The organism is Thiomonas sp. X19 (assembly GCF_900089495.1).
GTDB lineage: Bacteria > Pseudomonadota > Gammaproteobacteria > Burkholderiales > Burkholderiaceae_C > Thiomonas_A.
Genome location: NZ_LT605203.1, coordinates 1,467,605 through 1,490,901, shown reverse-complemented (window position 1 = coordinate 1,490,901; position 23,297 = coordinate 1,467,605). Strand labels below are relative to the sequence as shown.

The following is a 23,297-nucleotide window of genomic DNA, read 5'->3' as shown; positions in this document are numbered from 1 at the left end:
CTCAATGGCCTCCCGTGCCGAGATACGCTTCAATCACCTTGGGGTCTTTTTGCACATCGGCCGGAACCCCCTCGGCGATGGTTTTGCCGTAGTCCAGCACCGTCACGCGGTCGCACAAGCCCATCACCAGTTTCACGTCGTGCTCGATCAGCAGAATGGTGCGGCCGTCGCCACGGATGGTGGACAGCAGATTGCGCAACTGCACCTTCTCGGTGGCGTTCATGCCGGCGGCGGGTTCGTCCAGCGCCAGCAGCTTGGGGTCGGTGGCCAGGGCGCGGGCGATTTCCAGCCGGCGCTGGTCGCCATACGACAGGGTGCGGGCGCGAAAGTCGGCGTAGTGCCCGATGCCGACGTACTGCAGCAGTTCGTAGGCACGCTCACGGATACCGTGCTCCTCGTCCTTGAAGCGGCGGGTGCGGAACACCGCGCCGAGCAGTGCGCTCTTGGTGCGCACGTGGCGTCCGACCATGACGTTTTCCAGTGCCGTCATGTCCGGGAACAGGCGGATGTTCTGGAAGGTGCGGGCAATGCCTTCGCGCGCGACCTGATGCACCGCCTGCGGCCGGTAGGGCTTGGCTTCGAGCGAGAACTCGCCGCTATCGGGCGTGTACATGCCGGTGATGACGTTGAAGAAGGTGGTCTTGCCGGCGCCGTTGGGACCGATGAGGCCATAGATCTGGCCGCGACGGATTTCGATGCCGACATCCGACAGCGCCTGCAAGCCGCCGAAGCGCTTGGAAGCGCCGGCCACCTTGAGGGTGATGGGTTCCGTGGAGTTCATCGTGCACCCTCCTTGGCCACCGCCGGAGCTGCATGGCCAGCCTTGCTCTGCCCAAGCGCCAAGGCGGCCATGCCCTTGCCGTGCTCGGGCGCCGGCCACAGGCCCTTGGGCCGAATCAGCATCACCAGAATCATGGCCATCGAGTAGATGAGCTGGCGCAGGATGCCGGTGTCGACATACACATGGTTGAAGGCATGCTGCTGCCAATCCGAGATGAACCCGGTGTAGCGCAACGCTTCGGGCAGCACCGACAGCAGGATGGCGCCGAGGATCACGCCCGGAATATTGCCCATGCCGCCAATGACCACCATCGCCAGCACGTTGATGGACTCCATCAGCGAGAACGACTCGGGCGAGACGAAGCCCTGGAACGCCGCGAACATCACGCCGGCCACGCCGCCGAAGGTGGCGCCCATCGAGAACGCCAGCAGCTTCATGTTGCGGGTGTTGATGCCCATGGCCTTGGCGGCGATTTCGTCTTCGCGCATGGCCATCCAGGCGCGGCCGATGCGCGAATCCTGCAAGCGGTAGCAGATGATGACCGTGAGCGTGACCAAGGCCAGGAACAGCCAGTAATACTGGGTGACCGAGGTGATGGTGTAGCTGCCGATATTGATGTTGCGGTTCAGGTCCCAGCCGAACATGCGCACACCGTGGATGCCCGAGATGCCCTGCGGCCCGTTGGTGATGTTCACCGGGGCGTTCAGGTTGTTCATGAAAATGCGGATGATCTCGCCAAATCCCAGGGTGACGATGGCCAGGTAGTCGCCGCGCAGCTTGAGCACCGGGGTGCCGAGGATGATGCCGAAGGTTGCGGCCAGGCCGGCTCCGAACGGAATGATGAGCCAGATCGACACATTGAAGCCGTTGGGGAACATCGCCCCCAGGGCATCGAAGTTGCTGGTGAGCTGGTTCGACGACAGCAGGGCGAAGGAATACGCCCCCACCGCGTAGAACGCGATATAGCCCAGGTCGAGCAGGCCGGCGAGGCCCACCACGATGTTCAGCCCCAGGGCCAGCATGATGTAGAGCAGGGCGAAGGCGGCGATGCGCACCCAGGCGTCGCCCACGATCTGCAGCCCCAGGGGCATGGCCAGCAGCAGCACGGCGGCGAGCAGAAAACCGATCAGATGGGTTTGTTTGTTCAGCATGATGGTGTCTCCTGCATCAGGCGCGGTCGGCCACGCGCTCACCGAGCAAGCCTTGCGGCCGCAGCGTCAGCACGAGGATGAGCACAATGAAAGCGAAGATGTCCTGGTAGTTGCTACCGAACATGCCGCCGGTGAGCGTGCCGATGTAGCCCGCGCCCAGCACTTCGATCACACCCAGCAGAACGCCCCCGAGCATGGCGCCGGTGAGGTTGCCGATGCCGCCGAGCACGGCAGCGGTGAAGGCTTTCAAACCCGGCGTGAAGCCCATGTAGAAATTCGCCGTGGAGAAGTTGGCGTACCACATCACCCCGGCAATGGCCGCCAGCATGGCGCCAATGACAAAGGCGGCGGAAATCACCAGATTCGGATTGACCCCCATGAGCGCGGCCACACGTGGGTTCTCAGCCGTGGCGCGCATGGCCCTGCCGAGTTTGGTCCTGTGGATCAGATAGGTCAGGCCCAGCAGCAGCACGGTGGTGAGCACCAGGATCATGACCTGCACCGGCGTGATGACCACGCCGTGGATGTTGATGATCTTGGATGGCAGCAGGCTGGGAAAGACCTTGTAGTCACGCCCCCAGATCACCATGGCCAGGGTTTCGAGCAGGATGGACATGCCGATGGCCGTGACCAGCGGCGCCAGCTTGGGGGCGTTGCGCAGTCGTCGGTAGGCCAGGCGCTCGATGAAATAGTTGAGGATGCCGCAGACGATCATCGCCACCACGGTGGCGATGACAACCGTGAGCCAACCGGGCAGGCCGGGGGCGATGTGGGCGAGCAGGAGAAACATGCTGTAGGCGGTCAGCGCCCCCACCATCATCACGTCGCCATGGGCGAAGTTGATGAGGTTGACGATGCCGTAGACCATGGTGTAGCCCAGCGCGATGAGGGCGTACATGCTGCCCAGCACGAGGCCGTTGACGATTTGTTGTAGAAAAGTTTCCATCCCGAGGTGTCCTTATGGGTTCAGGGTCTTGCAGAGTCCGGTCTCGCCACTGGGCCTTATGGGCCAGTGGCGACGGACTGGATTGAGCAGCGCTTGCAAGTTTCGTGCTCGAAAAGCGCTCGCGAACACGGCGGCGCCGGAACAAGCGCAACAGGGCAGTGCGTGGTGTGAGCCTGCGGGCGAGGATGCCCAGGCATGGTGTTGCGTCTCCTTTGGCGACGCCAGTTTGGTGCGGCATCGCCTACGTTGTTGTCTGTATGGCGCGAAATAATAACCACAGGCCGGGACGCACCGGCCACGGCGAGCTTCAGGTCCTGGGGGTTGGCGGCTTCGCGCCCGACTCGCGATGCGCCGGCTCTTCCGCGCTGGCGGCGGCCCGGGCCTGGCGATTGAGGCGCTGCAACTCGGCCATGCGCTCGGCGATGCGCGCCTCCTGGCCGCGGTCGGTGGGGCGGTACAGCCGCGCCTCCGGCAGGCCTTCGGGGAAGTAGCGCTCACCCGCGGCAAAGGCGCCGGCCTCGTCGTGCGCGTAGCGGTAGCCCTCGGATGCGCCGATCTGCTTCATCAGTTTCGTGGGCGCATTGCGCAGATGCATGGGCACCGGCGCCGTGCCATGTTCGCGCACGAAACGCCGCGCCTCACCCGCGGCACGGTAGACCGCGTTGGACTTGGGCGCGATGGCGAGATAGAGCACCGCCTGCACCAGGGCGAGTTCGCCTTCGGGGCTGCCCAGACGCTCGAAAGCGGCCACGGCGTCGAGCGTGTGGCCGAGCGCGCGCGGGTCGGCGAGACCGATGTCCTCGCTCGCCATGCGAATGAGCCTGCGGCCGATGTACAAGGGATCGACGCCGCCGTCGAGCATGCGGGCCATCCAGTACAAGGCGGCGTCGGGGTCGCTGCCGCGCACGGATTTATGCAACGCCGAGATCACGTCGTAGAACTGGTCGCCGCCTTTGTCGTAGCGCCGCAAGGACTCGGTGAGCGCCGCTTCCAGCAGGGCCAGATCGATGGTGTCGCGTGCGCTACCTTGGGCCGCCGCCGCCACCGCCTCCACCGCGTTGAACAGGCGGCGGGCGTCGCCGTCGGCATGCGCCGCGAGCAAGGCCAGCGCGTCGGGTTCGATGCGCAAGCCGCCGCTGGCCGCGAGGCCGCGCTCGGCCAGGGCCTGCAATTCCTCGCCCGACAGCGACTGCAGCACATAGACGGTGGCGCGCGAGAGCAAGGCGCTGTTGACCTCGAACGATGGGTTCTCGGTGGTGGCGCCGATGAACGTGAACAGCCCTGACTCGACATGCGGCAGGAAGGCGTCCTGCTGGCTCTTGTTGAAGCGGTGCACCTCGTCGACGAACACCAGCGTGGGGCGGCCGTTGGCGCGTGCTGCTTCAGCCTGCAGCACGGCTTCGCGAATCTCTTTCACGCCCGCCAGCACGGCGGAGATGGCGATGAAATGCGCGTCGAACTGTTTGGCGATCAGCCGCGCCAGCGTGGTTTTGCCCACCCCGGGAGGACCCCACAGGATCATGGAATGCAGGCGGCGCGTGTCGAACGCCAGGCGCAGCGGCTTGCCGGGGCCGAGCAAATGCGCCTGGCCAACCACGTCGGCCAGGGTGCGCGGACGCAGCCGCTCGGCCAAGGGGATGACCGTGCCGCTGCGCGCGGCGTCGGGGCCAGGCTCGGCCGGCTCGGGGTCAAACAGGCTGGGGGTTTGCGACATGGCGGGCGTTGCCGAGATCCGGTCGAGCAAGGGCTGCGCGGTTGCAGCGCGCGGCAGCTCAGGGCTGCTGGATCACCGAGGCGCCCTGCGGCGCCTTGAAATGAAAATGGCCCGCTGCAAACGCCACATTGCGCTGCGTGTCGATGAACACGATGGTGGAGGTGCGGCGGAAGGCGTCGCGCAATTGCATCTCCACCAGCTCCGGGCCTTGCGGGGTGGACTTGAGGCCAATGCGCACCCAGTCGAAGGAGCTGTCCTTGCTGCGAGGCACGGCCTGCACCCACTGCAGGCCTGAGGTGCTCGGCAAGGGGCTGAGAGTGAAGAGCTTGCTCACGTCTTCGCCAGCCAGCAGGGCGGCAGGCGTGCCCGACAGCGCGCGCGATTGCGCACTGACCGTGACCTGATCGAGGTCGTGATCGTAGGTCCAGATGGTCTGGCCGTCGCTGACGATGTCTTGGTGATAAGGCTTGGTGTAGATCCAGCGGAATTTGCCCGGGCGCTCAAACTCGAAGCTGCCGGCCGAGGAGGCGCTGGCCTTGCCCTTTTCGTCCACCGCGGTCTGGGTAAAGCTGGCGCGCGCGCTGTGGGTGGACTTGACCCACAGGTTGAGCAGCGCCGCACCGGCGGCGGGCTTGGCGGGAGCGTTGACCGCGGTCTGCGCCTGAGCAGGCACGTATGGACCGAAAGCCAAGGCTGAGAGCAAAACGGGCAACAGCGCCGCGGCAAACTTGCATCGCGCAATCATTCAGACAACTCCATCAGGATTCAGGATTCGGCGCGCGCGGGCACCAGGATGTCGCGGTTGCCGTTGGTCGACAGGGGCGAGACCAGACCGGCCTTCTCCATCTGGTCCAGCAAACGGGCCGAGCGGTTGTAGCCGATGCGCAGGTGCCGCTGCACCAGAGAAATGGACGCCTTGCGACTTTGCAGCACGATTTGCACCGCCTGGTCGTACAGCGGGTCGGCCTCGGCATCGCTGCCGCTGGCGCCGTCGAAGCTGCCTTCGGCGCCATCCTCGCCAGACTCGGGTTCGAGCAGGCCGGGCACATAGTCGGGCTCGCCCTGGGCCTTGAGTCGCTCCACCACGCGATGCACCTCGGCATCGCTGACGAAGGCGCCATGCACGCGCTGCGGCACGCCTGAGCCCGGCGGCAGGTAGAGCATGTCGCCCATGCCGAGCAGACTCTCGGCGCCCATCTGGTCGAGGATGGTGCGGGAGTCGATCTTGCTCGACACCTGGAAGGCCATGCGGGTCGGGATGTTGGCCTTGATCAGGCCGGTGATCACGTCGACGCTGGGGCGCTGCGTGGCGAGAATCAGGTGGATGCCGGCGGCGCGCGCCTTCTGCGCCAGGCGGGCGATGAGCTCTTCGATCTTCTTGCCCACCACCATCATCAAATCGGCCAGCTCGTCGATGATGACCACGATATAGGGCATGTGCTGCAGCGGCTCGGGGTTCTCGGGCGTGAGCGACAGCGGGTTGGGCACATGCTCGCCGCGCTGGGCAGCCTCGGCAATGCGCGTGTTGTAGCTCGCCAGGTTGCGCACCCCCAGCTTGCTCATCACCTTGTAGCGCCGCTCCATCTCGCCCACGCACCACGAGAGCGCGTGCGCTGCCTGCTTCATGTCGGTCACCACCGGCGCCAGCAGATGCGGAATGCCCTCGTAGACGCTGAGCTCCAGCATCTTGGGGTCGATCATGATCATGCGCACCTGCTTGGCCTCGGCCTTGTAGAGCAGGCCCAGGATCATGGCGTTGATGCCGACCGACTTGCCCGAGCCGGTGGTGCCGGCCACCAGCAGATGCGGCATCTTGCCCAGGTCCGTGACGACCGGGTTGCCGACGATGTCCTTGCCCAGGCCCATGCTGAGCATGGATGGCGCGTCGTTGTATACCTGGGAGCCGAGAATTTCGGCCAGGCGGATGGTCTGGCGCTTGGCGTTGGGCAATTCCAGCGCCATGGTGTTCTTGCCTGGAATGGTTTCCACCACACGAATGCTCACCAGCGACAGCGCCCGTGCCAGGTCGCGCGACAAGCCCACCACTTGCGAGCCCTTCACACCCGGCTCGGGCTCCACTTCATAGCGCGTGATGACCGGGCCTGGCGACGCCGCCACCACCCGCACCGAGACGCCGAAGTCCTTGAGTTTTTTCTCGATCAGGCGCGACGTGAACTCCAGGGTTTCGGCGCCGATGGGGTCTTTCTGCGTATTGCCATGGTCCAGCAAATCCAGCGTCGGCAGGCCGGACGTCGGCATGTCCTGGAACAAGGGCTTTTGCTTCTCGCGCTGCACCCGCGGCGACTGTGGCACCTGCGCCAGCGGCGGCTCGATGTACACCGGCGCGAACACCTCCTCGGCCTCACGCGCCTGCTCGCTCACCATATCGGCCTCGCGCTCCTGCAAGGCCTGGGCGCCGGCATGCCGATCCTGCGCCTGGGCACGGCGCTCGCGCCAGCGCACCCAGGCCTGTTCGATGCGGGCGCCCACGCGCTCGGCAGCCTCGGCCCAGCTCATCTGCGCGTACCACGACAGCGACAGCAGGAACACCGCCAACAGCACGATGGCGCTGCCGGTGAAACCCAGCAACTGCTGCGCCAGACCGCCCAGCCAGTTGCCCACCACGCCGCCTGCGGCAGCCGGTAGATAAACCTTGAGGCCATAGAGCCGCGTGGCCTCGAGCGCCGCGCTGGACAGCGGCAGCAGCCCCAGCGCGGCCACCGAACCCGCCTTGGCCAGCCAGCCGCGCGGTGCGGCTTGCACCTGTGCGTGGGCACGGCGCCAGGCGCGCAGCAAGGCCAGCAGGCCCATGGGCAGCAGCCAGAGCGCCGAAAAACCCAGCAGGAAATAGAGGATGTCAGCCGTCCAGGCTCCAGCCGCGCCGACCAGATTGGCCGTGCCCTGGGTGGCGGCCACGCCCGAAGTGGACCAGGACGGGTCGTTGCGGTGGTAGCTGAACATGGCCAGCAGCAGCAGCAGCCAGGCGATGGCGCCAGCCACCAGGCGGATTTCAGCCAGCAGCCGACTTTTACGCGTGCCGGGCTGGCCTGGATGGGCGGCGCCTGCCCTTGGAAATGTGAACCAACTCAAAATTTTGATCAAAATAGCTCACAAGAAAATAAAGGACCGTTCCCGAGTTGTGCTGACCTCCGGAAGCAGGCCGCTTGCGCACGGTTGGGAGCGCTCAGAGCAAGGATGCGATATGGTCGCGCACGATGGTGGTGCCGTCCTCGCGTTCGACCACCAGCCCCTGCTGCTCGAAGTCTTTCATGACGCGGCTGACCATCTCGCGCGAGGCGCCCACCATCTTCGCCAGATCCTGGCGCGACAGCTTGGTGCGGATGATGCGCTCGGCACCCTCCTCCTCGCCCATTTCCATTAACGCACGCGCCACGCGTCCGTAGACATCCATCAGCGCCAGCGACTCGATCTTGCTGTCCGCGCGGCGCAGGCGGTGCACCAGACCACGCATGATGGAAAACGACATGCTGGTGTTTTCCGGCAGGCTCTGCAGGAAGGCCACACGGCCCAGCATGAGCACGTCGGTCTGCACCTCGGCGCTGACCGTGGCGGAATGCGGCTCGCCGTCGATCAGGCTCATTTCACCGACGTGGTCGCCGGGATGCAGCACCGCAAGAATCACTTCCCGCCCCTTGGAGTCGACGCTCAACACCCGCGCCCGGCCGGCGAGGATGATGAACAGTGCGTTCGAGCGCCCGCCCTGCTCAACCAGGCATTCGCCACGTTTGTAACGCTTCTTGACGATGGACTGCGACAGCGTCCATGCCTGCGCCTCGGTCAGTACCGAGAACATGGGTACGCGCCGCACCAGATCGATATTAGAAATCGCTGCCATCTTCACTCCTGGAGAGGATTGGATGCTAACCCAGACCCTGCCGGGACCGAACCGGCCACAGCCCTTGCGCCAGGGCTTTCACCGCCCGGGCAAGAACTCGGGCCATGTCCAAAGAGGAGCAGGCAACCGTCGGGCAGAAAATCCGGGTGAACCCTAAAATTATGGGTTGTCCTGGTGCCGCCGCGGGCATACCCACGCGAGCATGGCACCCTCCCACTTCACAGGCCCATCATGAGCAATCAGCACGCCAAAGTCCTCATTCTCGGTTCCGGCCCCGCCGGCTATTCAGCCGCGGTCTATGCGGCGCGTGCCAACCTCAAGCCCGTGCTCATCACCGGCATGGCCCAGGGCGGGCAGCTGATGACCACCACCGAGGTGGACAACTGGCCGGCCGACGTCGACGGTGTCCAAGGCCCGGATCTGATGGCGCGCTTCGAAGCCCATGCCAAGCGTTTCGACACCGAAATCGTCTTCGACCACATCCACACGGTGGATTTCAGCGCCAAGCCCTACACCCTCACCGGCGACAGCGGCAGCTACACCTGCGACGCCCTCATCATCGCCACCGGCGCTTCGGCCAAGTACCTGGGGCTGGACAGTGAACAAGCTTTCATGGGCAAAGGGGTGTCGGGCTGCGCCACCTGCGACGGTTTTTTCTACCGCGACCAGCCGGTGTGCGTGGTGGGCGGCGGCAACACCGCCGTGGAAGAGGCGCTGTACCTGACGGGTATCGCCAGCAAGGTCACGGTCATTCACCGCCGCGACAAGTTCCGCGCCGAACCCATCCTGATCGACCGGCTGATGGAACGGGTGAAGGAAGGCAAGGCCGAACTCAAATTGTGGAGCGAACTCGATACGGTGCTGGGCGACGCCAGCGGCGTGACCGGCGTGCGCATTCGCGACAGCAAGACCGGCGCCAAGACCGAGCTCGCCCTCAGCGGCTGCTTCATCGCCATCGGCCACCAGCCCAACACCGAAATCTTCCAGGGCAAGCTGACGATGGAGAACGGCTACATCATCACCCGGGGCGGCTTGAACGGCATGGCCACCGCCACCAGCGTGCCCGGCGTGTTCGCCGCGGGCGATGTGCAGGACCATGTGTATCGCCAAGCCATCACCAGCGCCGGCACCGGCTGCATGGCCGCGCTCGACGCCCAGCGCTACCTGGAAAACGAAGGCGCTTGACCTGCGATTCAGTTTCATGTCAGTCTTCCTCGGCAGGCTGGGGTTGCAGCCATAACAACGACGGAGACCGACATGCACACAGCCGCAAAGGCTTTTCTCGACGCGCGCGACACCTTGCTGCGCCTGCGTAGCGACCACTCCACAGCGCAGTCCGCATTCCATTGGCCACAGCCAGTGCAGTTCAACTGGGCGCTGGACTACTTCGACCCGATGGCGCGCGGCAACGCGCAGACGGCCCTGTGGATCGTCGAAGAAGACGGCGCCGAGGCGCGCTACAGCTTCGACACCATGCATCTGCGCAGCCAGCGCATGGCACATGTCCTGCGCGCCCACGGCGTGGGCCGTGGCGACCGCGTCATGCTCATGCTGCCCAACTGCGTGGAGCTGTGGGATGCGATGCTGGCTTGCATCAAGCTCGGCGCGGTGATGATTCCAGCCACCACCCTGCTCACCGCCGACGATCTGGCCGACCGCATCGCCCGCGCCGGCATTGCCCACGTGCTGACCACCGCGCCCGACGCCGCCAAGTTCGACGCCCTGCCTGCCACGGCGATGCAAACCGTGCGCGGACGTTTTTGCACCGGCGCGCATGCATCGTGGATCCGCCTGCAAGACGCGAGCGAAGCACCCGCCGACTTCGCCCCGGACGGAACCACCGCCGCCGCCGACCCGCTGCTGCTCTATTTCACCTCGGGCACCACCTCGCGGCCCAAGCTGGTGCAACACAGCCACATCAGCTATCCCATCGGCCATCTGTCCACCATGTACTGGATCGGCCTGCAGCCCGGTGATGTGCACTGGAACATCAGCTCACCCGGCTGGGCCAAGCATGCGTGGAGCTGCTTTTTCGCGCCGTGGAACGCCGCAGCCTGCATCTTCGTCTTCAACCAGGCCCGCTTCAACGCCGACGCCGCGCTGGACGCCGCTGCGCGCTGCGGCGTCACCACCCTGTGCGCTCCGCCCACGGTCTGGCGCCTGTTCATCCAGCAGGACCTCAAGCGCTACGCGGTGAAATTCCGCGAGCTGGTGGGCGCGGGCGAGCCGCTCAACCCCGAAATCATTGCCCGGGTGCAAGCCGCCTGGGGCATCACCATCCGCGACGGCTATGGGCAAACCGAAACCTGCTGCATGGTCGGCAACGCTCCTGGCCAGCCGCTGCAACCCGGGGCGATGGGCCGTCCGCTGCCTGGCTGGCGCCTCGAACTGCTGGACCTCGACGGTCGCCCCGCCGACGAAGGCGAAGTCTGCGTCGCACTCGACCCGCGCCCGGTGGGGCTGATGGCAGGCTACGCCGGCGACGCCGAGAAAACCGCGCAAGCCATGCACCACGGCTACTACCACACGGGTGACGTGGCGCAGCGCAACGCCGACGGCAGCTTCACCTTCGTCGGCCGCATCGACGACGTGTTCAAAGCCTCCGACTACCGCATCAGCCCCTTCGAACTGGAAAGCGTGCTCATCGCCCACCCGGCCGTGGCCGAGGCCGCCGTCGTCCCCAGCCCCGACCCTGTACGCCTCGCCGTGCCCAAGGCCTTCATCGCCTGCCGCGCCGGCTTCGAGCCCAGCCACGAGCTGGCGCTCGACGTGCTGCGCTATGCCCGCGAGCATCTGGCCGCCTACAAGCGGATCCGGCGCATCGAGTTTTACGAACTGCCCAAAACCATCTCGGGCAAGATTCGCCGGGTCGAGTTGCGCACCCTGGAACAGGGCCGCATCAAGAACGGCAACCGGCGCGCCGGCGAGTATTGGGAAGATGACTTTCCCGACCTGCGCGGCTGAGCGCGCGGCTGGTTATGACCAAGCAGTTCGCCGGGCGGACGGGTGCGGCGGCGCTCAGGCGGCGGCGGGCGGGGTCTCCTGCGGCAGAGGCGCCAGCAGAAAATGCTCGCGGTAATGCAGCAGTTCGTCGATGGACTCGTGGATGTCGGCCAGCGCCGTGTGCTCCTGGCGCTTCTTGAACGCCGCGCTCACCTCCGGGCGCCAGCGCTTGGCCAGCTCCTTCAAGGTGCTCACGTCCAGGTTGCGGTAATGGAAATAGGCCTCCAGCCGCGGCATGCCACGCGCCATGAAACGCCGATCCTGGCAGATGGAGTTGCCGCACATCGGGCTCTTGCCGGCCGGCACATAACGGGCGATGAAGTCCAGCAGTTCCTGCTCGGCCTGCGCCTCGTTCAGCGTGCTGGCCGCCACCTTGGCGATCAGGCCGGAGCGGCCATGCGTGCCCTTGTTCCAGGCGTCCATGCCGTCCATCACCTCGGCGCTCTGGTGCACCACCAGCACCGGGCCTTCCACCCGCACGCGCACTTGCGCATCGGTGACGACGACGGCCACTTCGATGATGCGATCGGTGTCGGGGTTGAGCCCGGTCATTTCCATATCCACCCACAACAGGTTGGACTCATGCGGGGCGAGGACGGTGGATGCGTTGGCGAGGCTCATGCGGGCGGATGGTTGGGATTTTGGGAAAGGTGGGGAACGCCCCTGGCAGGGTCTTGCCGGAGCAGGGCACGGCGCCGCAAGCACAGTGAAATAATGCAATTTGCACGGCCTTCAAGCGCAACCCGGACCGGGCCCGCCACCGTGAACGTTTCCAGGATTTTCGCATGAGCCCTCAAGACATCTCGCTGCTGTGGTCTGCACTGTTCGCCAGCGCACTGGTCCTGGGCACGGGCCTGAAGCTCTGGCTGGCCGCGCGGCAGATTCGCCATGTGCAGGTCCATCGCGCCCAAGTGCCCGAAGCTTTTGCTGCAGTCATCGAGCTGCCCACGCACCAGAAGGCCGCCGATTACACGGTGGCGCGCGCCCGCTTCGGCATGTGGCACGCCCTGTTCTCCGCCGCCCTGCTGCTGGGCTGGACCCTGCTCGGCGGCCTGCAGTGGCTGGCTGATTTCAATACCGCCCACTTCGGCACCCACCTGGGCGCGCAACTGCTGCTGCTGATTGCATTCGCCCTCATTGCCGCCATGATCGATCTGCCCTGGGACTTGTGGCAGACCTTCCGGCTCGAAGCCCGTTTCGGCTTCAACCGCAACACCCCGGCGCTGTTCCTGGGCGACATGCTGAAGAACCTGCTGGTCTCGGCGGTGCTCATGCTGCCGCTGGCCGCCCTGGTGCTGTGGCTGATGCAGGCCAGCCCGCTGTGGTGGCTGTGGGCCTGGGCCGCGTTCGCTGCGTTCAGTCTGGCGATGATGGTGGTGTTCCCCATGTTCATCGCCCCGCTGTTCAACCGCTTCGAGCCCTTGGCCGAGGGTGAAGTGAAGGGCCGCGCGCAGGCGCTGATGCAACGCTGCGACTTCGCCCTGCAAGGCTTGTATGTGATGGACGGCTCGCGCCGCAGTGCCCACGCCAACGCCTATTTCACCGGTCTGGGCACCGCACGCCGCGTGGTGCTGTTCGACACCCTGCTCAAGCAGCTCGATGCGGCGCAGATCGAGGCCGTGCTGGCGCATGAGGTGGGACACTACAAGCGCCGCCACATCCAGCAGCGCCTGTACGCCACGCTGCTGCTGAGTCTCGCCGGGTTCGCCTTGCTCGGCTGGCTGGCCAGCAAGGTGTGGTTCTACACCGGCCTGGGCTATACGCCCAACTTGCTCGGTGGCAATGCCGCGGTGGCACTCATTCTGTTCATGCTGGCCCTGCCGGTGTTCGGCGTGTTTTTCACGCCGCTGGGCGCCAGTTGGTCGCGCAAGCACGAATTCGAAGCCGATGCCTACGCCGCCGAGCACAGCGACGCGCGCCAGCTGGGCGCAGCCCTGATACGCATGCATCAGGACAACGCCTCCACCCTCACGCCCGACCCGCTCTACGTGCGCTTCTACTACAGCCACCCACCCGCGCTGCAGCGCCTGGCGCGCATGGGGGCGCTTGCAGCGTTGTCCACGCCGGGAGCAACAAGGCCGCGGTCGAATGACGGCCTGCCGCAGGCCGGTCACGCCGCATGAGCCTGACGGAGCCTTGCCATGATGACGCTTGACCAATTGCTGCAGGACCATTGCCAGGCGCTCGAGGGCCGCCCCCTCGCCGCAGCCGAGGTGCTGAAACAGCTCGGCGTCCTGCCTGAGTGGCGGCACAAAGATGGCTCGATTCAGCGCAGCTACGCCTTCCGCGACTATTTCGACACCATCGCCTTCGTCAACGCGCTGGCCTGGATCGTGCATCGGGAAAACCACCACCCCGAGCTGAGCGTGCATTACAACCGCTGCGTCGTCGCCTTCAACACCCATTCGGTCGGCGGCATTTCACGCAACGACTTCATCTGCGCGGCCAAGGCGGATGCGCTGTACGCGCAGCGGCCTTTTGTCTGACTCCGGGCCACGCGAGCGCATGTCAGACCCGGCCCTGCAGCCCGCACGCATCGTCGCGGCGTTCGGCCGCAGCTATCTGGCCGACACCGGCGAACAAGCCGCACTGCCCTGCGTGGCGCGCGGCAAACGCAGCGAAGCGGTGTGCGGCGACCAGGTGCTGTTGCGCCTGGGGCAAGACCCCGCGGTGATCGAATCCATCCTGCCGCGCCGCAATGCCCTGTGGCGGCAAGACGCCTGGCGCAGCAAGATGTTCGCCGCCAATCTCGACCTGGTGCTGGTGGTCACGGCTTCGGAGCCCACGCCGAACCTCGAACTGGTGGGGCGCGCGCTCATCGCGGCTCAAGCCGAGGGCATTCCGAGTGCTTTGGTGCTCAACAAATGCGAACTGCCCAGCGCCGCGCAGTTGCGCGAACAGCTCCAGCCGCTGCAGGCCGCCGGTTATCCCCTCATCGAACTCTCGGCCAAGCAGGCCCCCGAGCAGGCCGCGCAAACCTTGCGCTCCTGGTTGGATGGGCGCACCGGCATGCTCATCGGTGCATCGGGCGTCGGCAAATCCACCCTGGCCAACGCCCTGGTGCCGGGCTTGCGGGCGCAGACCCAGACCATTTCCGCTGCGCTCAACGCCGGACGCCACACCACCACGGCCACACGGTTGTACCCACTGCACGGCCTCCAGCCCCACAGCGCCCTGCTCGATTCACCCGGCTTCCAGGCCTTCGGCCTGAATCAATTGTCGGTGTCGCAGTTGCAACACGCTCTGCCTGAAATAGCCAGGCTCAACGGCGACTGCCGTTTCAACAATTGCACCCATCGCCAGGAGCCCGGTTGCGCGGTGCGCTCTGCGGTGGACAGCGGGCAACTGTCACCGTCTCGCTACGCGCTGTATCTGCGGGTGCTGCAGGAATTGCTGGGCGAGTCCAGCGTGAAGGTGTGATGCCATGAAACGCCTGCGTGTGGCGCCGAACCTGGTGATCGCCACCATGTGGGCCGATGCGCTCAACGCCGCCGGCTACCCGGCCCAAGTGTTCTCGCGCTATCTCTCCAGCATCGCCGGTGAAATTCCACCGGACCAAGCCCTGCCCGCCGTCTGGGTGATGGACGCCGCGCACGCGCCGGCCGCACTCGCGCTGCTGGATGCGTTGGAGCGGCCGCAGCGCAGCCCCGCCTGGGTGTGTGCGCAATGCGGCGAACGCCACATCGGCGCCTTCAGCCAGTGCTGGAACTGCGGGGCGCAGCGCCCGTTGTGAGAGCCCCCAGACCTGGCGCCTGCGCGTCAGGCCCCCGAGGGGGATGAGAAAATTTGGGAGCGGCCCTGCGTTTTCTCATGCGGCGGGCCGGCGCGGCCGCCACAAAGCCGCCAACAGGAACAAAAAGATGATGGCGTAGACGCTGGTGGTCCCCAGCACATCGCCCTTGTTGCCGGTAAAGCCCGGTCCGTACGGCCCGCCGAAACCCTCGGCCGTGGTCCACAACACCAGCGAATAAACCAGGCCCAAGACCAGCGCGATGCGCAGCCATTTGAGCGGCAGCCGGTGTGCAAACAAGACGCTGATCGCCACGGCGCTCTCCGTCAGTGCCGCCAGCACGGCAAACACGAAAGGCCCGATGGCCTGCATGAGGAGGATGAACAACGCAATCCAGTTCACGACCCAGCTAGGCTGCCCGGCCTGGGCCGCGCTGAAAAAGCTCGCAATCTGTCCCAGAAACCCGGGCTGCCATTTCCACCACGCATCAAAGGCCCAGAGCGCGCCGAACAGCAGAAAGGCCAGGCGCAAGGCCTCGCGCGAAGGCGCCCTGGCTTCGCCCTGCCACCAGCTCGCCCCTTGCCAGGCGCGGGTGAGCAGAATGACGACGAAACCCAGCGCATAAACAATGGCCGTACCCGGATCGGTCGCGCCCGAAACATAGGGCCCACCCAGGCCGCCGATGGTGCTCCACAGAAAGAGCTCATACACCAGTCCCAGCCATCCCAGGGCGGGGAAACCAAGGCCAGTCAGCAGGCCCAGCGTGAGCAAGGTCTCGATGCCGAACATCAAGGCCAAAGCCCGGCCCGGACCGACGAACTGGAACACCGCGAGCACCTGAGCAGCCCATTGCCCAAGCCATGCCGGTTGGCCCGTGGCTTGCGCAGCGCGCAGCATGTCGGGGATGAATTGCGCGGCATAAGCCGGGCTGAAATGCAGCAGCAGATTGACGAGAAAGAACAGGCCGAACAAGATGCGCACCGCCCCGAGCAGGCGTGCCTGGGTCGGGTGATGCGGGCCGGTGTGGTGCAGCGGATGGTCGGCACGCCAGTCTGACCGCGGGGCCGCGCCCAGAGGGTGCGCATCGGCCTGGCTCGCGGACGGGTTTTGTACGGAAAGGGTGGTGATGTTTCGTGTCATGTTCCACCTCGAAGATGGGCTGCAGGACCAGCTCAAAGCCGTCCTGGACAACCCTTGGTGAGTTTTGACGATGATGCGATGACGGGCTTAAGTTTGGCTTAGGGCGGCGCTGAACGTCAGCCGTCGAGCCGGCCCAGCAGCAGAAACTCCATCAGCGCCTTTTGCGCGTGCAGGCGATTCTCGGCCTCGTCCCACACCACGCTCTGCGGCCCGTCGATGACGCCGGCCTCGACCTCTTCGCCGCGGTGCGCCGGCAGGCAGTGCATGAACAGGGCCTGAGGGTCGGCACGACGCATCATGGCCTCGCTCACCATGAAGCCCTGGAAGGCCTTCAGGCGCGCGGCATTCTCGGCTTCGTAGCCCATGCTGGTCCAGACGTCGGTGGTGACGAGATGCACCCCGGAGCAAGCCTCGGCCGGGTCGGCGAAGCAGCGCAGCTGCGCCTGTTCTGCGGCACTGACGGGGTAGTCGGCGCGGTTCAGGTCGACGCCATAGCCTGCGGGACCGGCGAAATGCACTTTGAAGCCCAGGATGGCCGCGGCCTGCAGCCAGCTGTAGAGCATATTGTTGGCATCACCCACCCAGGCCACGGTTTTGCCCTGGATGCTGCCGCGGTGCTCGATGAAGGTGAACACGTCGGCCAGGATCTGGCAGGGATGGAATTCGTTGGTCAGGCCGTTGATGACGGGCACGCGCGAGTGCGCGGCGAAGCGCTCGACGATGTCCTGCCCATAGGTGCGGATCATCACCAGATCGACCATGCGCGAAAACACCTGCGCCGCGTCCTCGATGGGTTCGCCGCGCCCGAGCTGGCTATCGCGGGTGTTGATATAAATGGCCGCGCCGCCAAGCTGATGCATGCCGGCTTCGAAACTCAAACGCGTGCGGGTGGAATGCTTCTCGAAAATCATCGCCAGCGTGCGGTCCACCAGCGGCTGGTGGATTTCGTAGCGTTTGAACTTGGCCTTGATCAGCGCGGTACGCGCAAACACATACGCATACTCGTCGGCGCTGAGATCGCTGAACTGCAGATAGTGGCGCGGGCTGTGACTGGGCGGCATGGCGGGGGCCTGTGAAAACACGTTTGGCACGTGGCGATCAGGCTGCGGCCTGATCGGCGGCCAGGAAGCGCTGAATCAGCGGCACCAGAATGGCGAGCAGTTGTTCCGCCTCATCCTGACGCAGGATCAGCGGCGGCAACAAGCGAATCACACTGTCTTGCGTGACGTTGATGAGCAGACCCTCCTGCAACGCCTGCTTCACCAACACACCGCAGGGGCGGTCGAGTTCGACGCCGATCATCAGTCCCGCGCCGCGCACCGCGACTAGACCGGGAAAACCGCCGAGCTGCCTGCGAAACTGTTCCTGCATCCAGCGACCGATGCGCTGGGCGTTGTCCATCAGGCCCTCGTCCTCGATGATGGACAGGGTTTCCAGGGCCGCACGGCACGCCAGCGGGTTGCCGCCGAACGTCGTGCCATGCTGGCCGGGGCCGAAGGTCGTCGCGGCTTCGCCGTAGGCCAGCAAGGCGCCGATGGGCACGCCCGAGGCCAGCCCCTTGGCCAGCGCGATGACATCGGGCCGCACCCCGGCCCACTGGTGGGCGAACCACTTGCCAGTGCGACCGGTGCCGCATTGCACCTCGTCGATCATCAGCAACCAGCCACGCTCGTCGCAAATGCGGCGCAGGAAACGCAGGTAATCCGCCTGCGCCGGGTTGATACCGCCCTCGCCTTGAATGGCCTCGATGAAGACGGCGCTCACCTGGGGATGGCTTGCAGCCACCTCGCGAATTGCCGTTTCATCGTTGAGCGCAACGCGCACGAAACCCTCGACCAGGGGCTCAAAACCCTTTTGCACCTTGGGATTGCCGGTTGCCGAAAGCGTCGCCAGCGAACGGCCATGGAAAGCGCGATCAAAAACGATGATTTCGGGCCGATCCTTGTCACGCTTGTGTCCCCACAAGCGCGCCAGCTTGATGGCAGCTTCGTTCGCCTCCAGGCCCGAGTTGCAGAAAAACGCCCGATCGGCGCCTGAAATGGCGCAGAGGCGATCGGCCAGTTGGTCCTGCAAGGGAATTTCGTACAAATTCGACGTATGGATCAGCTTGCCGATCTGGTCGCTCAATGCCGCGACCAGACGGGGATGGGCATGCCCCACGGTGTTGACGGCGATGCCGCTCAAGCCGTCCAGATAGCGCCGGCCGTCACGGTCCCACAGCCAAGCACCCTGACCATGGGTCAAGGCCAGGGGCAAACGTGCATAGGTGTTCATCAGATGGCCGGGCATGCGCTTCTCCTGGAGCAAAAAAACAACAGCCCGCAAATTGCGTTTCCATCGCAAGCGCAGGCCTGAATTCAATTATAGGCAGGCCCATGGGGGACTCACCCGAACGACCAGCGCCGTTTGCCCGACCCTGTCCGAGAGATACAAACCGTCCAGCCACCGCATACGCCATGGGGTTTTCATTGCAGCGCAACATGCCGGCCATGACCGGGGCTAACCCTTAAAAAAACCTGTGGCAAGGTCTGGTCGCCGCAGCCTGATCGCGACAAACTGCGCTGTCCTGCGGTTCATTCCTGGGCCAGCGCCCAAACAAAAGCCCGCACGGCCGAAGCCAGCGGGCTTTTTTGCATCGGCCTGGCCCGCAAGTCGCGGGCCAGATTGGGCGCTTTAGGCTGCCATGCTCTTGAGTGCCGCGTTCAAGCGGCTCTTGTCACGCGCTGCCTTGTTCGGGTGGAACAGGCCTTTGCGAGCGATGGAGTCCAGCACCGGCACTGCCGCTTTGAAGGCCTCGACGGCCTTGGTTTTGTCACCGGCTGCAATGGCCTTGCGCACCGACTTGACTGCCGTGCGAAAGCGCGAACGCATGGCCGAATTGGCAGCGTTGAGCTTGATGTCTTGACGCGCGCGCTTGCGCCCGGAGGGCGTGCGGGCGCTTTTCTTTTTCGCTTGCGCGGATGTCGCCATGGAGAAAGTCCTCGAATTCGTTTGGGAAACCCGTCATTATAGCCAGGCTCGCAGCTTTCTCAAAACAGGCTGAACCCCCCTACCTATAATCGCGCCGGTGAATCTCCTCAAGGCCGCCTACACCGTTTCGCTTCTCACGCTCGTCTCCCGCATCACCGGCCTGCTGCGCGAGGTTCTGGTGGCGCGTTATTTCGGCGCCAGCGCCTGGACCGACGCCTTCATCGTCGCCTTTCGTCTGCCCAATCTGCTGCGTCGCCTGTTTGCCGAGGGCGCGTTCTCGCAGGCCTTCATTCCCATTCTGGCCCAGTCGCGCGCGCAAGACGGTCCGGAGGCCAACCGCAAGCTGATCGACGACGTTGCCACGGCCTTGGCCTGGATCCTGGCCGCGGTCAGTTTGCTGGGCGTGCTCGTCGCCCCGGCACTCGTGTTGCTGACGGCCTCGGGCTTGCATCCACAAGCCTTCGACGCTGCGGTGTGGATGACGCGCCTGATGTTTCCCTACGCCGGGCTGATCTCGCTGGTGGCGCTGTCGGCCGGCATCCTCAACACCTGGAAACACTTCACCATCTCGTCGCTCACCCCGGCGCTGCTGAATCTGTCGGTCATCGCTGCGGCCATCCTGCTGCACCGGGTGATGCATCCTCCCGTCTACGCGCTGGCGGTTGGTGTCATGGTGGGTGGCGTGCTGCAACTGGCGCTGCAATGGCCCGCGCTCAAGCGTTATGCCGTGGTGCCGCGCATCCACATGAACTTTCTTGCCGCGTGGCGCTCGCCCGGGGTCAAGCGCATGGTCAAGCTCATGCTCCCGGCCAGTCTGGCGGTATCGGTGGCGCAAGTATCCCTGGTCATCAACACCCAGATCGCCTCGCACCTGCAGCCCGGCAGCGTGTCCTGGCTGTCTTACGCCGACAGGCTGATGGAATTTCCCACCGCCTTGCTCGGCGTGGCGCTGGGTTCGGTGCTGCTGCCCAGCCTGTCGCGCGCGCACGCGGCGGATGACTCCGAGCGCTACAGCAAATTGCTCGACTGGGGCCTGCGCCTGACCCTGATGCTGGCCCTGCCCAGCGCCGTGGCGCTCGCCGTGTTCGCCAAGCCGCTGATCGCACTGCTGTTCAATTACGGCCACTTCAACGGTTTCGACGTGGACCAGACCACCGCCGCCTTGCGCGCCTACGGCCTGGGCCTGCTTGGCTTTGTCGGCGTGAAGATTCTCGCCCCCGGTTTTTACGCCAAGCGCGACGTTCGCACGCCCGTGAAGCTGGGCATCATCGTGCTCCTCGGCACGCAGGCCTTGAACGTCGTGTTCGTGCCCTGGCTGGCCCATGCCGGCCTGGCTTTGGCCATATCCTGCGGCGCCCTGCTCAATGCTGCCCTGCTGTTTCGCGGCCTGCGCAAGCGCGGCAGCTACACACCCGAACCGGGGTGGGGCTTGTTCGCGATCAAGGTCGTTCTGGCGCAATTGCCGCTGGCGCTGATTCTGTTGTGGGGTGCGAGCCACTTTGCCTGGGTCGACTGGAGCGGAAGCGCTGCGCACTTGATCCGCCTGGGAACTGCTTTCGGCTTGTTGACAGCCGCAGCCCTGTCTTACTTCGCGGCTTTGGCGCTTCTCGGGCTACGGCCTCGCCAATTCCTGCACCACGAATAGAAGGGTGGCGCTTGTCCCGTTGGGGACGGGGAGCGCCCTGTAGGCAACGAACGGCGGCGCAGAATCAGGCCACGACGACTGCGGCAGCACCATCGGCGCGCTGCTGAATGACGCCGATGCGCGTGCAGGCCTCACCCGCTGCTTGCAGATGCTGCATCGCCGCGCCGGCATCAGCCGGCGCCACCACCAGCACATAGCCGATGCCGCAGTTGAAGGTGCGCAGCATCTCGGCCTCGGGAATGCCGCCTTCTTGCTGCAGCCAGTCGAACACTTCCGGCTGGCGCCAGGCCTTGCGTTCCAGCACGCATTGCAGGCCCTCGGGCAGCACGCGCGGAATGTTCTCAACCAAACCACCGCCGGTGATATGGGCCATGGCTTTGACATCAACCGCTTGCAAGAGTGCCAGCACGGGTTTGCAGTAGATGCGCGTGGGCATCATCACCATGTCGCGGAACGGACGCCCGTCGAGACGTTGCGGCAACCGCCCGTCAGCGCGCTCGATCACCTTGCGCACCAGTGAATAGCCGTTGGAATGGACACCGCTGGAAGCCAGGCCGAGCACCACGTCGCCGGCCTGCACGTTCTGCCCGGAAATCAGCCGGCTCTTCTCCGCTGCGCCCACGCAAAAACCGGCGAGATCATATTCACCCGCGGGATACATGCCAGGCATCTCGGCCGTTTCGCCGCCGATCAAGGCGCAGCCAGCCTGCTCGCAACCTTGGGCGATACCGCCCACCACTTGCGCGGCCACGCCCACTTCCAGCTTGCCGCAGGCGAAGTAGTCGAGGAAAAACAGCGGCTCGGCGCCTTGCACCAGCACGTCGTTCACGCTCATGGCAACGAGGTCGATGCCCACCGTGTCGTGCCGGTTCCACTCGAAAGCCAGGCGCAATTTGGTACCGACGCCATCGGTGCCTGAAACCAGCACCGGTTCGCGGTAGCGCTTGGGCACCTCGAACAAGGCGCCGAAACCGCCGATGCCAGCCAGCACGCCTTCACGCATGGTGCGTGCGGCCAGGGGTTTGATGGCGTCCACCAGAGCGTCTCCGGCGTCGATATCGACCCCGGCATCACGGTAAGTCAGGCTGGTTTTTGGCATGGTTCGGGTTGGCGTTTGCAGACTCTGGCAGGCGCCGGCTCTGCACATAAAATGAGGAGTGCATTCTAGGTGGGAGGCCAATATGGCCGGTCTGCGCACATGCACGCAAACCCCAAGCTCAAGTCGTAAGCCAGCCCGACAAGGCCATCGACGCACGACCCGTCCCTTCCTTCGCCTCCAAGACACCATTCCTCAGTGCAACTCTCCGAAACCAACAAAGTTCGTTTGATCTGGGCAGCGTTCATTCTCGGCGCCCTCTGGCTGGCTTCGCTGCTCGGGCCCGTGCTCATGCCCTTCCTGGTGGCCCTGACACTGGCCTATGGGTTGCATCCCGCCGTCGAGAAGCTGTGGCGCTGGCGCATTCCCAGGGCCGCCGGTGCGGCGTTGGCCATCGTCCTGCTGAGCGTGGTGCTGGTTGGCATTGGCAGTCTGATCGTGTCTGTGCTCACCAGCACCCTGCCCCAACTGCAACAACAAGTGCCCTCACTGCTCGCCGCCATGAACAGCTGGCTGAGCGCGCAGGCCGCGCGCCTGGGGCTCCAAACCACCTTCGACCTGACCAGCTACAAGCACCTGCTGACCCAATCCCTGTCAGGCGATCCAGAGCGCTGGGCGTCGCAAATTCTGAGCTCGGCAAGAACCGGCGGCAGCACGCTGCTCATCATCTTGGGCAATCTCATCCTCATCCCGGTGCTGACGTTTTATTTTCTGCTCGACTGGCGCGGTCTGATGCAGCGCAGCTACAGTCTGGTTCCCCTGCATCGACGCGACGCGCTGCAAGCCTTTCTGGGCGAGTGCGACACCATCCTTGGCCGTTATGTGCGCGGGCAGGTTTCCGTCATGCTGCTTCTGGCGGCCTACTACGCCATTGCCTTGGCGCTCGCCGGGTTTCAACTCGCCTTGCCGATTGGCGTGTTCACCGGCCTTGCCGTGTTCGTGCCTTATGTCGGCTTCGGCCTGGGACTGCTGCTCGCGTTGCTTGCAGGCGCCTTGCAATTCCAGAGCTTCTACGCCATCTGGGCCGTAGCCGTGGTGTTCGGCATCGGTCAACTGGCGGAAAGCATGATCATCACGCCCAGGTTGCTCGGAGGGCAAATCGGCCTGCACCCGCTCCTGGTGCTGTTCCTGTTGCTGGCGTTCGGACATCTGTTTGGTTTCGTCGGCGTGCTGCTCGCCTTGCCCGCCGGGGCTTTGCTGCTGGTCGTCGTGCGCCATGCCCTTGCCTGGTACCGGGAAAGCACCTTGTTTCTGCGCGGATGAGC

Annotated in this window: 21 protein-coding genes; 8 read left to right on the top strand and 13 right to left on the bottom strand. The window is 65.1% G+C overall.

Features of this window, described 5'->3' with window-relative positions; genetic code table 11:
- Position 1 precedes the first annotated feature (1 nt).
- The 7 genes from THIX_RS06985 to THIX_RS06955 form a co-directional block, all read right to left on the bottom strand.
- Positions 2-781, bottom strand: a complete 780-nt coding sequence (locus tag THIX_RS06985) for an ABC transporter ATP-binding protein (RefSeq protein ID WP_112485652.1) — start codon at positions 779-781, stop codon at positions 2-4.
- On the bottom strand, positions 778-1,932 hold the full coding sequence (locus tag THIX_RS06980; RefSeq protein WP_112488222.1) for an ABC transporter ATP-binding protein: 1,155 nt from the start codon (positions 1,930-1,932) through the stop codon (positions 778-780). The genes THIX_RS06985 and THIX_RS06980 overlap by 4 nt, the downstream gene beginning before the upstream one ends.
- A gap of 16 nt (positions 1,933-1,948) precedes the next feature.
- Positions 1,949-2,878 carry a branched-chain amino acid ABC transporter permease gene (locus THIX_RS06975; protein WP_112485651.1) on the bottom strand — a complete coding sequence of 310 codons (930 nt, stop codon included), beginning with the start codon at positions 2,876-2,878 and terminating at the stop codon, positions 1,949-1,951.
- Positions 2,879-3,185: 307 nt separating this feature from the next.
- The gene (locus THIX_RS06970) at positions 3,186-4,592 is read right to left on the bottom strand and encodes a replication-associated recombination protein A (protein ID WP_112485650.1); all 1,407 of its coding nucleotides are present in this window, start codon (positions 4,590-4,592) and stop codon (positions 3,186-3,188) included.
- 58 nt (positions 4,593-4,650) lie between these two features.
- The gene (gene lolA / locus THIX_RS06965) at positions 4,651-5,337 is read right to left on the bottom strand and encodes an outer membrane lipoprotein chaperone LolA (protein ID WP_112485649.1); all 687 of its coding nucleotides are present in this window, start codon (positions 5,335-5,337) and stop codon (positions 4,651-4,653) included.
- Between the two features lie 20 nt (positions 5,338-5,357).
- Positions 5,358-7,682 carry a DNA translocase FtsK gene (locus tag THIX_RS06960; RefSeq protein ID WP_112488221.1) on the bottom strand — a complete coding sequence of 775 codons (2,325 nt, stop codon included), beginning with the start codon at positions 7,680-7,682 and terminating at the stop codon, positions 5,358-5,360.
- Positions 7,683-7,776: 94 nt separating this feature from the next.
- Positions 7,777-8,448 (bottom strand): Crp/Fnr family transcriptional regulator, encoded by a 672-nt coding sequence (locus THIX_RS06955; RefSeq protein ID WP_112485648.1) that lies wholly within the window; start codon positions 8,446-8,448, stop codon positions 7,777-7,779.
- Between the two features lie 231 nt (positions 8,449-8,679).
- Between THIX_RS06955 and trxB the strand changes: the two genes are divergently transcribed.
- Positions 8,680-9,633, top strand: coding sequence for a thioredoxin-disulfide reductase (gene trxB, locus THIX_RS06950; protein ID WP_112485647.1), 954 nt, complete (start codon positions 8,680-8,682; stop codon positions 9,631-9,633).
- 72 nt (positions 9,634-9,705) lie between these two features.
- Complete coding sequence (locus THIX_RS06945; RefSeq protein WP_112485646.1) at positions 9,706-11,412, top strand: AMP-binding protein; 1,707 nt, start codon at positions 9,706-9,708, stop codon at positions 11,410-11,412.
- A 54-nt stretch (positions 11,413-11,466) separates the two neighbouring features.
- Here THIX_RS06945 and orn read toward each other — a convergent pair whose 3' ends face one another.
- Positions 11,467-12,072: an oligoribonuclease gene (orn, locus tag THIX_RS06940; protein ID WP_112485645.1), complete on the bottom strand. Its 606-nt coding sequence runs from the start codon at positions 12,070-12,072 to the stop codon at positions 11,467-11,469.
- 164 nt (positions 12,073-12,236) lie between these two features.
- Here orn and THIX_RS06935 point away from each other — a divergent pair, with 164 nt between their 5' ends.
- Genes THIX_RS06935 through THIX_RS06920 form a run of 4 tightly spaced genes read left to right on the top strand, consistent with a single transcriptional unit; the run spans position 12,237 to position 15,184 of the window.
- Entirely contained in the window at positions 12,237-13,574 is a 1,338-nt protein-coding gene (locus THIX_RS06935; protein ID WP_112485644.1) for a M48 family metallopeptidase, read from the top strand.
- A 21-nt stretch (positions 13,575-13,595) separates the two neighbouring features.
- Positions 13,596-13,937: a 4a-hydroxytetrahydrobiopterin dehydratase gene (locus THIX_RS06930; RefSeq protein ID WP_112485643.1), complete on the top strand. Its 342-nt coding sequence runs from the start codon at positions 13,596-13,598 to the stop codon at positions 13,935-13,937.
- A 19-nt stretch (positions 13,938-13,956) separates the two neighbouring features.
- Complete coding sequence (rsgA, locus tag THIX_RS06925; RefSeq protein WP_112485642.1) at positions 13,957-14,871, top strand: ribosome small subunit-dependent GTPase A; 915 nt, start codon at positions 13,957-13,959, stop codon at positions 14,869-14,871.
- A gap of 4 nt (positions 14,872-14,875) precedes the next feature.
- Entirely contained in the window at positions 14,876-15,184 is a 309-nt protein-coding gene (locus tag THIX_RS06920) for a DUF2007 domain-containing protein (RefSeq protein ID WP_112485641.1), read from the top strand.
- 75 nt (positions 15,185-15,259) lie between these two features.
- Here THIX_RS06920 and THIX_RS06915 read toward each other — a convergent pair whose 3' ends face one another.
- The 4 genes from THIX_RS06915 to rpsT all read right to left on the bottom strand — a co-directional run bounded on the left by THIX_RS06915 (position 15,260) and on the right by rpsT (position 19,291).
- Entirely contained in the window at positions 15,260-16,321 is a 1,062-nt protein-coding gene (locus THIX_RS06915) for a hypothetical protein (RefSeq protein WP_112485640.1), read from the bottom strand.
- Positions 16,322-16,437: 116 nt separating this feature from the next.
- A complete protein-coding gene (gene argF, locus THIX_RS06910) occupies positions 16,438-17,382 on the bottom strand; it encodes an ornithine carbamoyltransferase (protein WP_112485639.1) in 945 nt (314 codons plus the stop codon).
- A gap of 37 nt (positions 17,383-17,419) precedes the next feature.
- On the bottom strand, positions 17,420-18,610 hold the full coding sequence (locus THIX_RS06905; RefSeq protein WP_112485638.1) for an aspartate aminotransferase family protein: 1,191 nt from the start codon (positions 18,608-18,610) through the stop codon (positions 17,420-17,422).
- Between the two features lie 384 nt (positions 18,611-18,994).
- Positions 18,995-19,291: a 30S ribosomal protein S20 gene (gene rpsT / locus THIX_RS06900; protein ID WP_112485637.1), complete on the bottom strand. Its 297-nt coding sequence runs from the start codon at positions 19,289-19,291 to the stop codon at positions 18,995-18,997.
- Between the two features lie 97 nt (positions 19,292-19,388).
- Between rpsT and murJ the strand changes: the two genes are divergently transcribed.
- Positions 19,389-20,936, top strand: a complete 1,548-nt coding sequence (murJ, locus tag THIX_RS06895; RefSeq protein ID WP_112485636.1) for a murein biosynthesis integral membrane protein MurJ — start codon at positions 19,389-19,391, stop codon at positions 20,934-20,936.
- A 64-nt stretch (positions 20,937-21,000) separates the two neighbouring features.
- Here murJ and purM read toward each other — a convergent pair whose 3' ends face one another.
- Positions 21,001-22,035, bottom strand: a complete 1,035-nt coding sequence (gene purM / locus THIX_RS06890; RefSeq protein ID WP_112485635.1) for a phosphoribosylformylglycinamidine cyclo-ligase — start codon at positions 22,033-22,035, stop codon at positions 21,001-21,003.
- A gap of 195 nt (positions 22,036-22,230) precedes the next feature.
- On the opposite strand from purM, the gene THIX_RS06885 reads away from it, so the two are divergent.
- The gene (locus THIX_RS06885) at positions 22,231-23,295 is read left to right on the top strand and encodes an AI-2E family transporter (RefSeq protein WP_112485634.1); all 1,065 of its coding nucleotides are present in this window, start codon (positions 22,231-22,233) and stop codon (positions 23,293-23,295) included.
- The last annotated feature ends 2 nt before the right edge of the window (positions 23,296-23,297 follow it).

Bases quoted from the DNA above. Each gene is read 5' to 3' on its own strand.
- THIX_RS06985 (WP_112485652.1), bottom strand. From the start codon at position 781: ATGAACTCCACGGAACCCATCACCCTCAAGGTGGCCGGCGCTTCCAAG.
- THIX_RS06980 (WP_112488222.1), bottom strand. From the start codon at position 1,932: ATGCTGAACAAACAAACCCATCTGATCGGTTTTCTGCTCGCCGCCGTG.
- THIX_RS06975 (WP_112485651.1), bottom strand. From the start codon at position 2,878: ATGGAAACTTTTCTACAACAAATCGTCAACGGCCTCGTGCTGGGCAGC.
- THIX_RS06970 (WP_112485650.1), bottom strand. From the start codon at position 4,592: ATGTCGCAAACCCCCAGCCTGTTTGACCCCGAGCCGGCCGAGCCTGGC.
- lolA (WP_112485649.1), bottom strand. From the start codon at position 5,337: ATGATTGCGCGATGCAAGTTTGCCGCGGCGCTGTTGCCCGTTTTGCTC.
- THIX_RS06955 (WP_112485648.1), bottom strand. From the start codon at position 8,448: ATGGCAGCGATTTCTAATATCGATCTGGTGCGGCGCGTACCCATGTTC.
- trxB (WP_112485647.1), top strand. From the start codon at position 8,680: ATGAGCAATCAGCACGCCAAAGTCCTCATTCTCGGTTCCGGCCCCGCC.
- THIX_RS06945 (WP_112485646.1), top strand. From the start codon at position 9,706: ATGCACACAGCCGCAAAGGCTTTTCTCGACGCGCGCGACACCTTGCTG.
- orn (WP_112485645.1), bottom strand. From the start codon at position 12,072: ATGAGCCTCGCCAACGCATCCACCGTCCTCGCCCCGCATGAGTCCAAC.
- THIX_RS06935 (WP_112485644.1), top strand. From the start codon at position 12,237: ATGAGCCCTCAAGACATCTCGCTGCTGTGGTCTGCACTGTTCGCCAGC.
- THIX_RS06930 (WP_112485643.1), top strand. From the start codon at position 13,596: ATGACGCTTGACCAATTGCTGCAGGACCATTGCCAGGCGCTCGAGGGC.
- rsgA (WP_112485642.1), top strand. From the start codon at position 13,957: ATGTCAGACCCGGCCCTGCAGCCCGCACGCATCGTCGCGGCGTTCGGC.
- THIX_RS06920 (WP_112485641.1), top strand. From the start codon at position 14,876: ATGAAACGCCTGCGTGTGGCGCCGAACCTGGTGATCGCCACCATGTGG.
- THIX_RS06915 (WP_112485640.1), bottom strand. From the start codon at position 16,321: ATGACACGAAACATCACCACCCTTTCCGTACAAAACCCGTCCGCGAGC.
- argF (WP_112485639.1), bottom strand. From the start codon at position 17,382: ATGCCGCCCAGTCACAGCCCGCGCCACTATCTGCAGTTCAGCGATCTC.
- THIX_RS06905 (WP_112485638.1), bottom strand. From the start codon at position 18,610: ATGCCCGGCCATCTGATGAACACCTATGCACGTTTGCCCCTGGCCTTG.
- rpsT (WP_112485637.1), bottom strand. From the start codon at position 19,291: ATGGCGACATCCGCGCAAGCGAAAAAGAAAAGCGCCCGCACGCCCTCC.
- purM (WP_112485635.1), bottom strand. From the start codon at position 22,035: ATGCCAAAAACCAGCCTGACTTACCGTGATGCCGGGGTCGATATCGAC.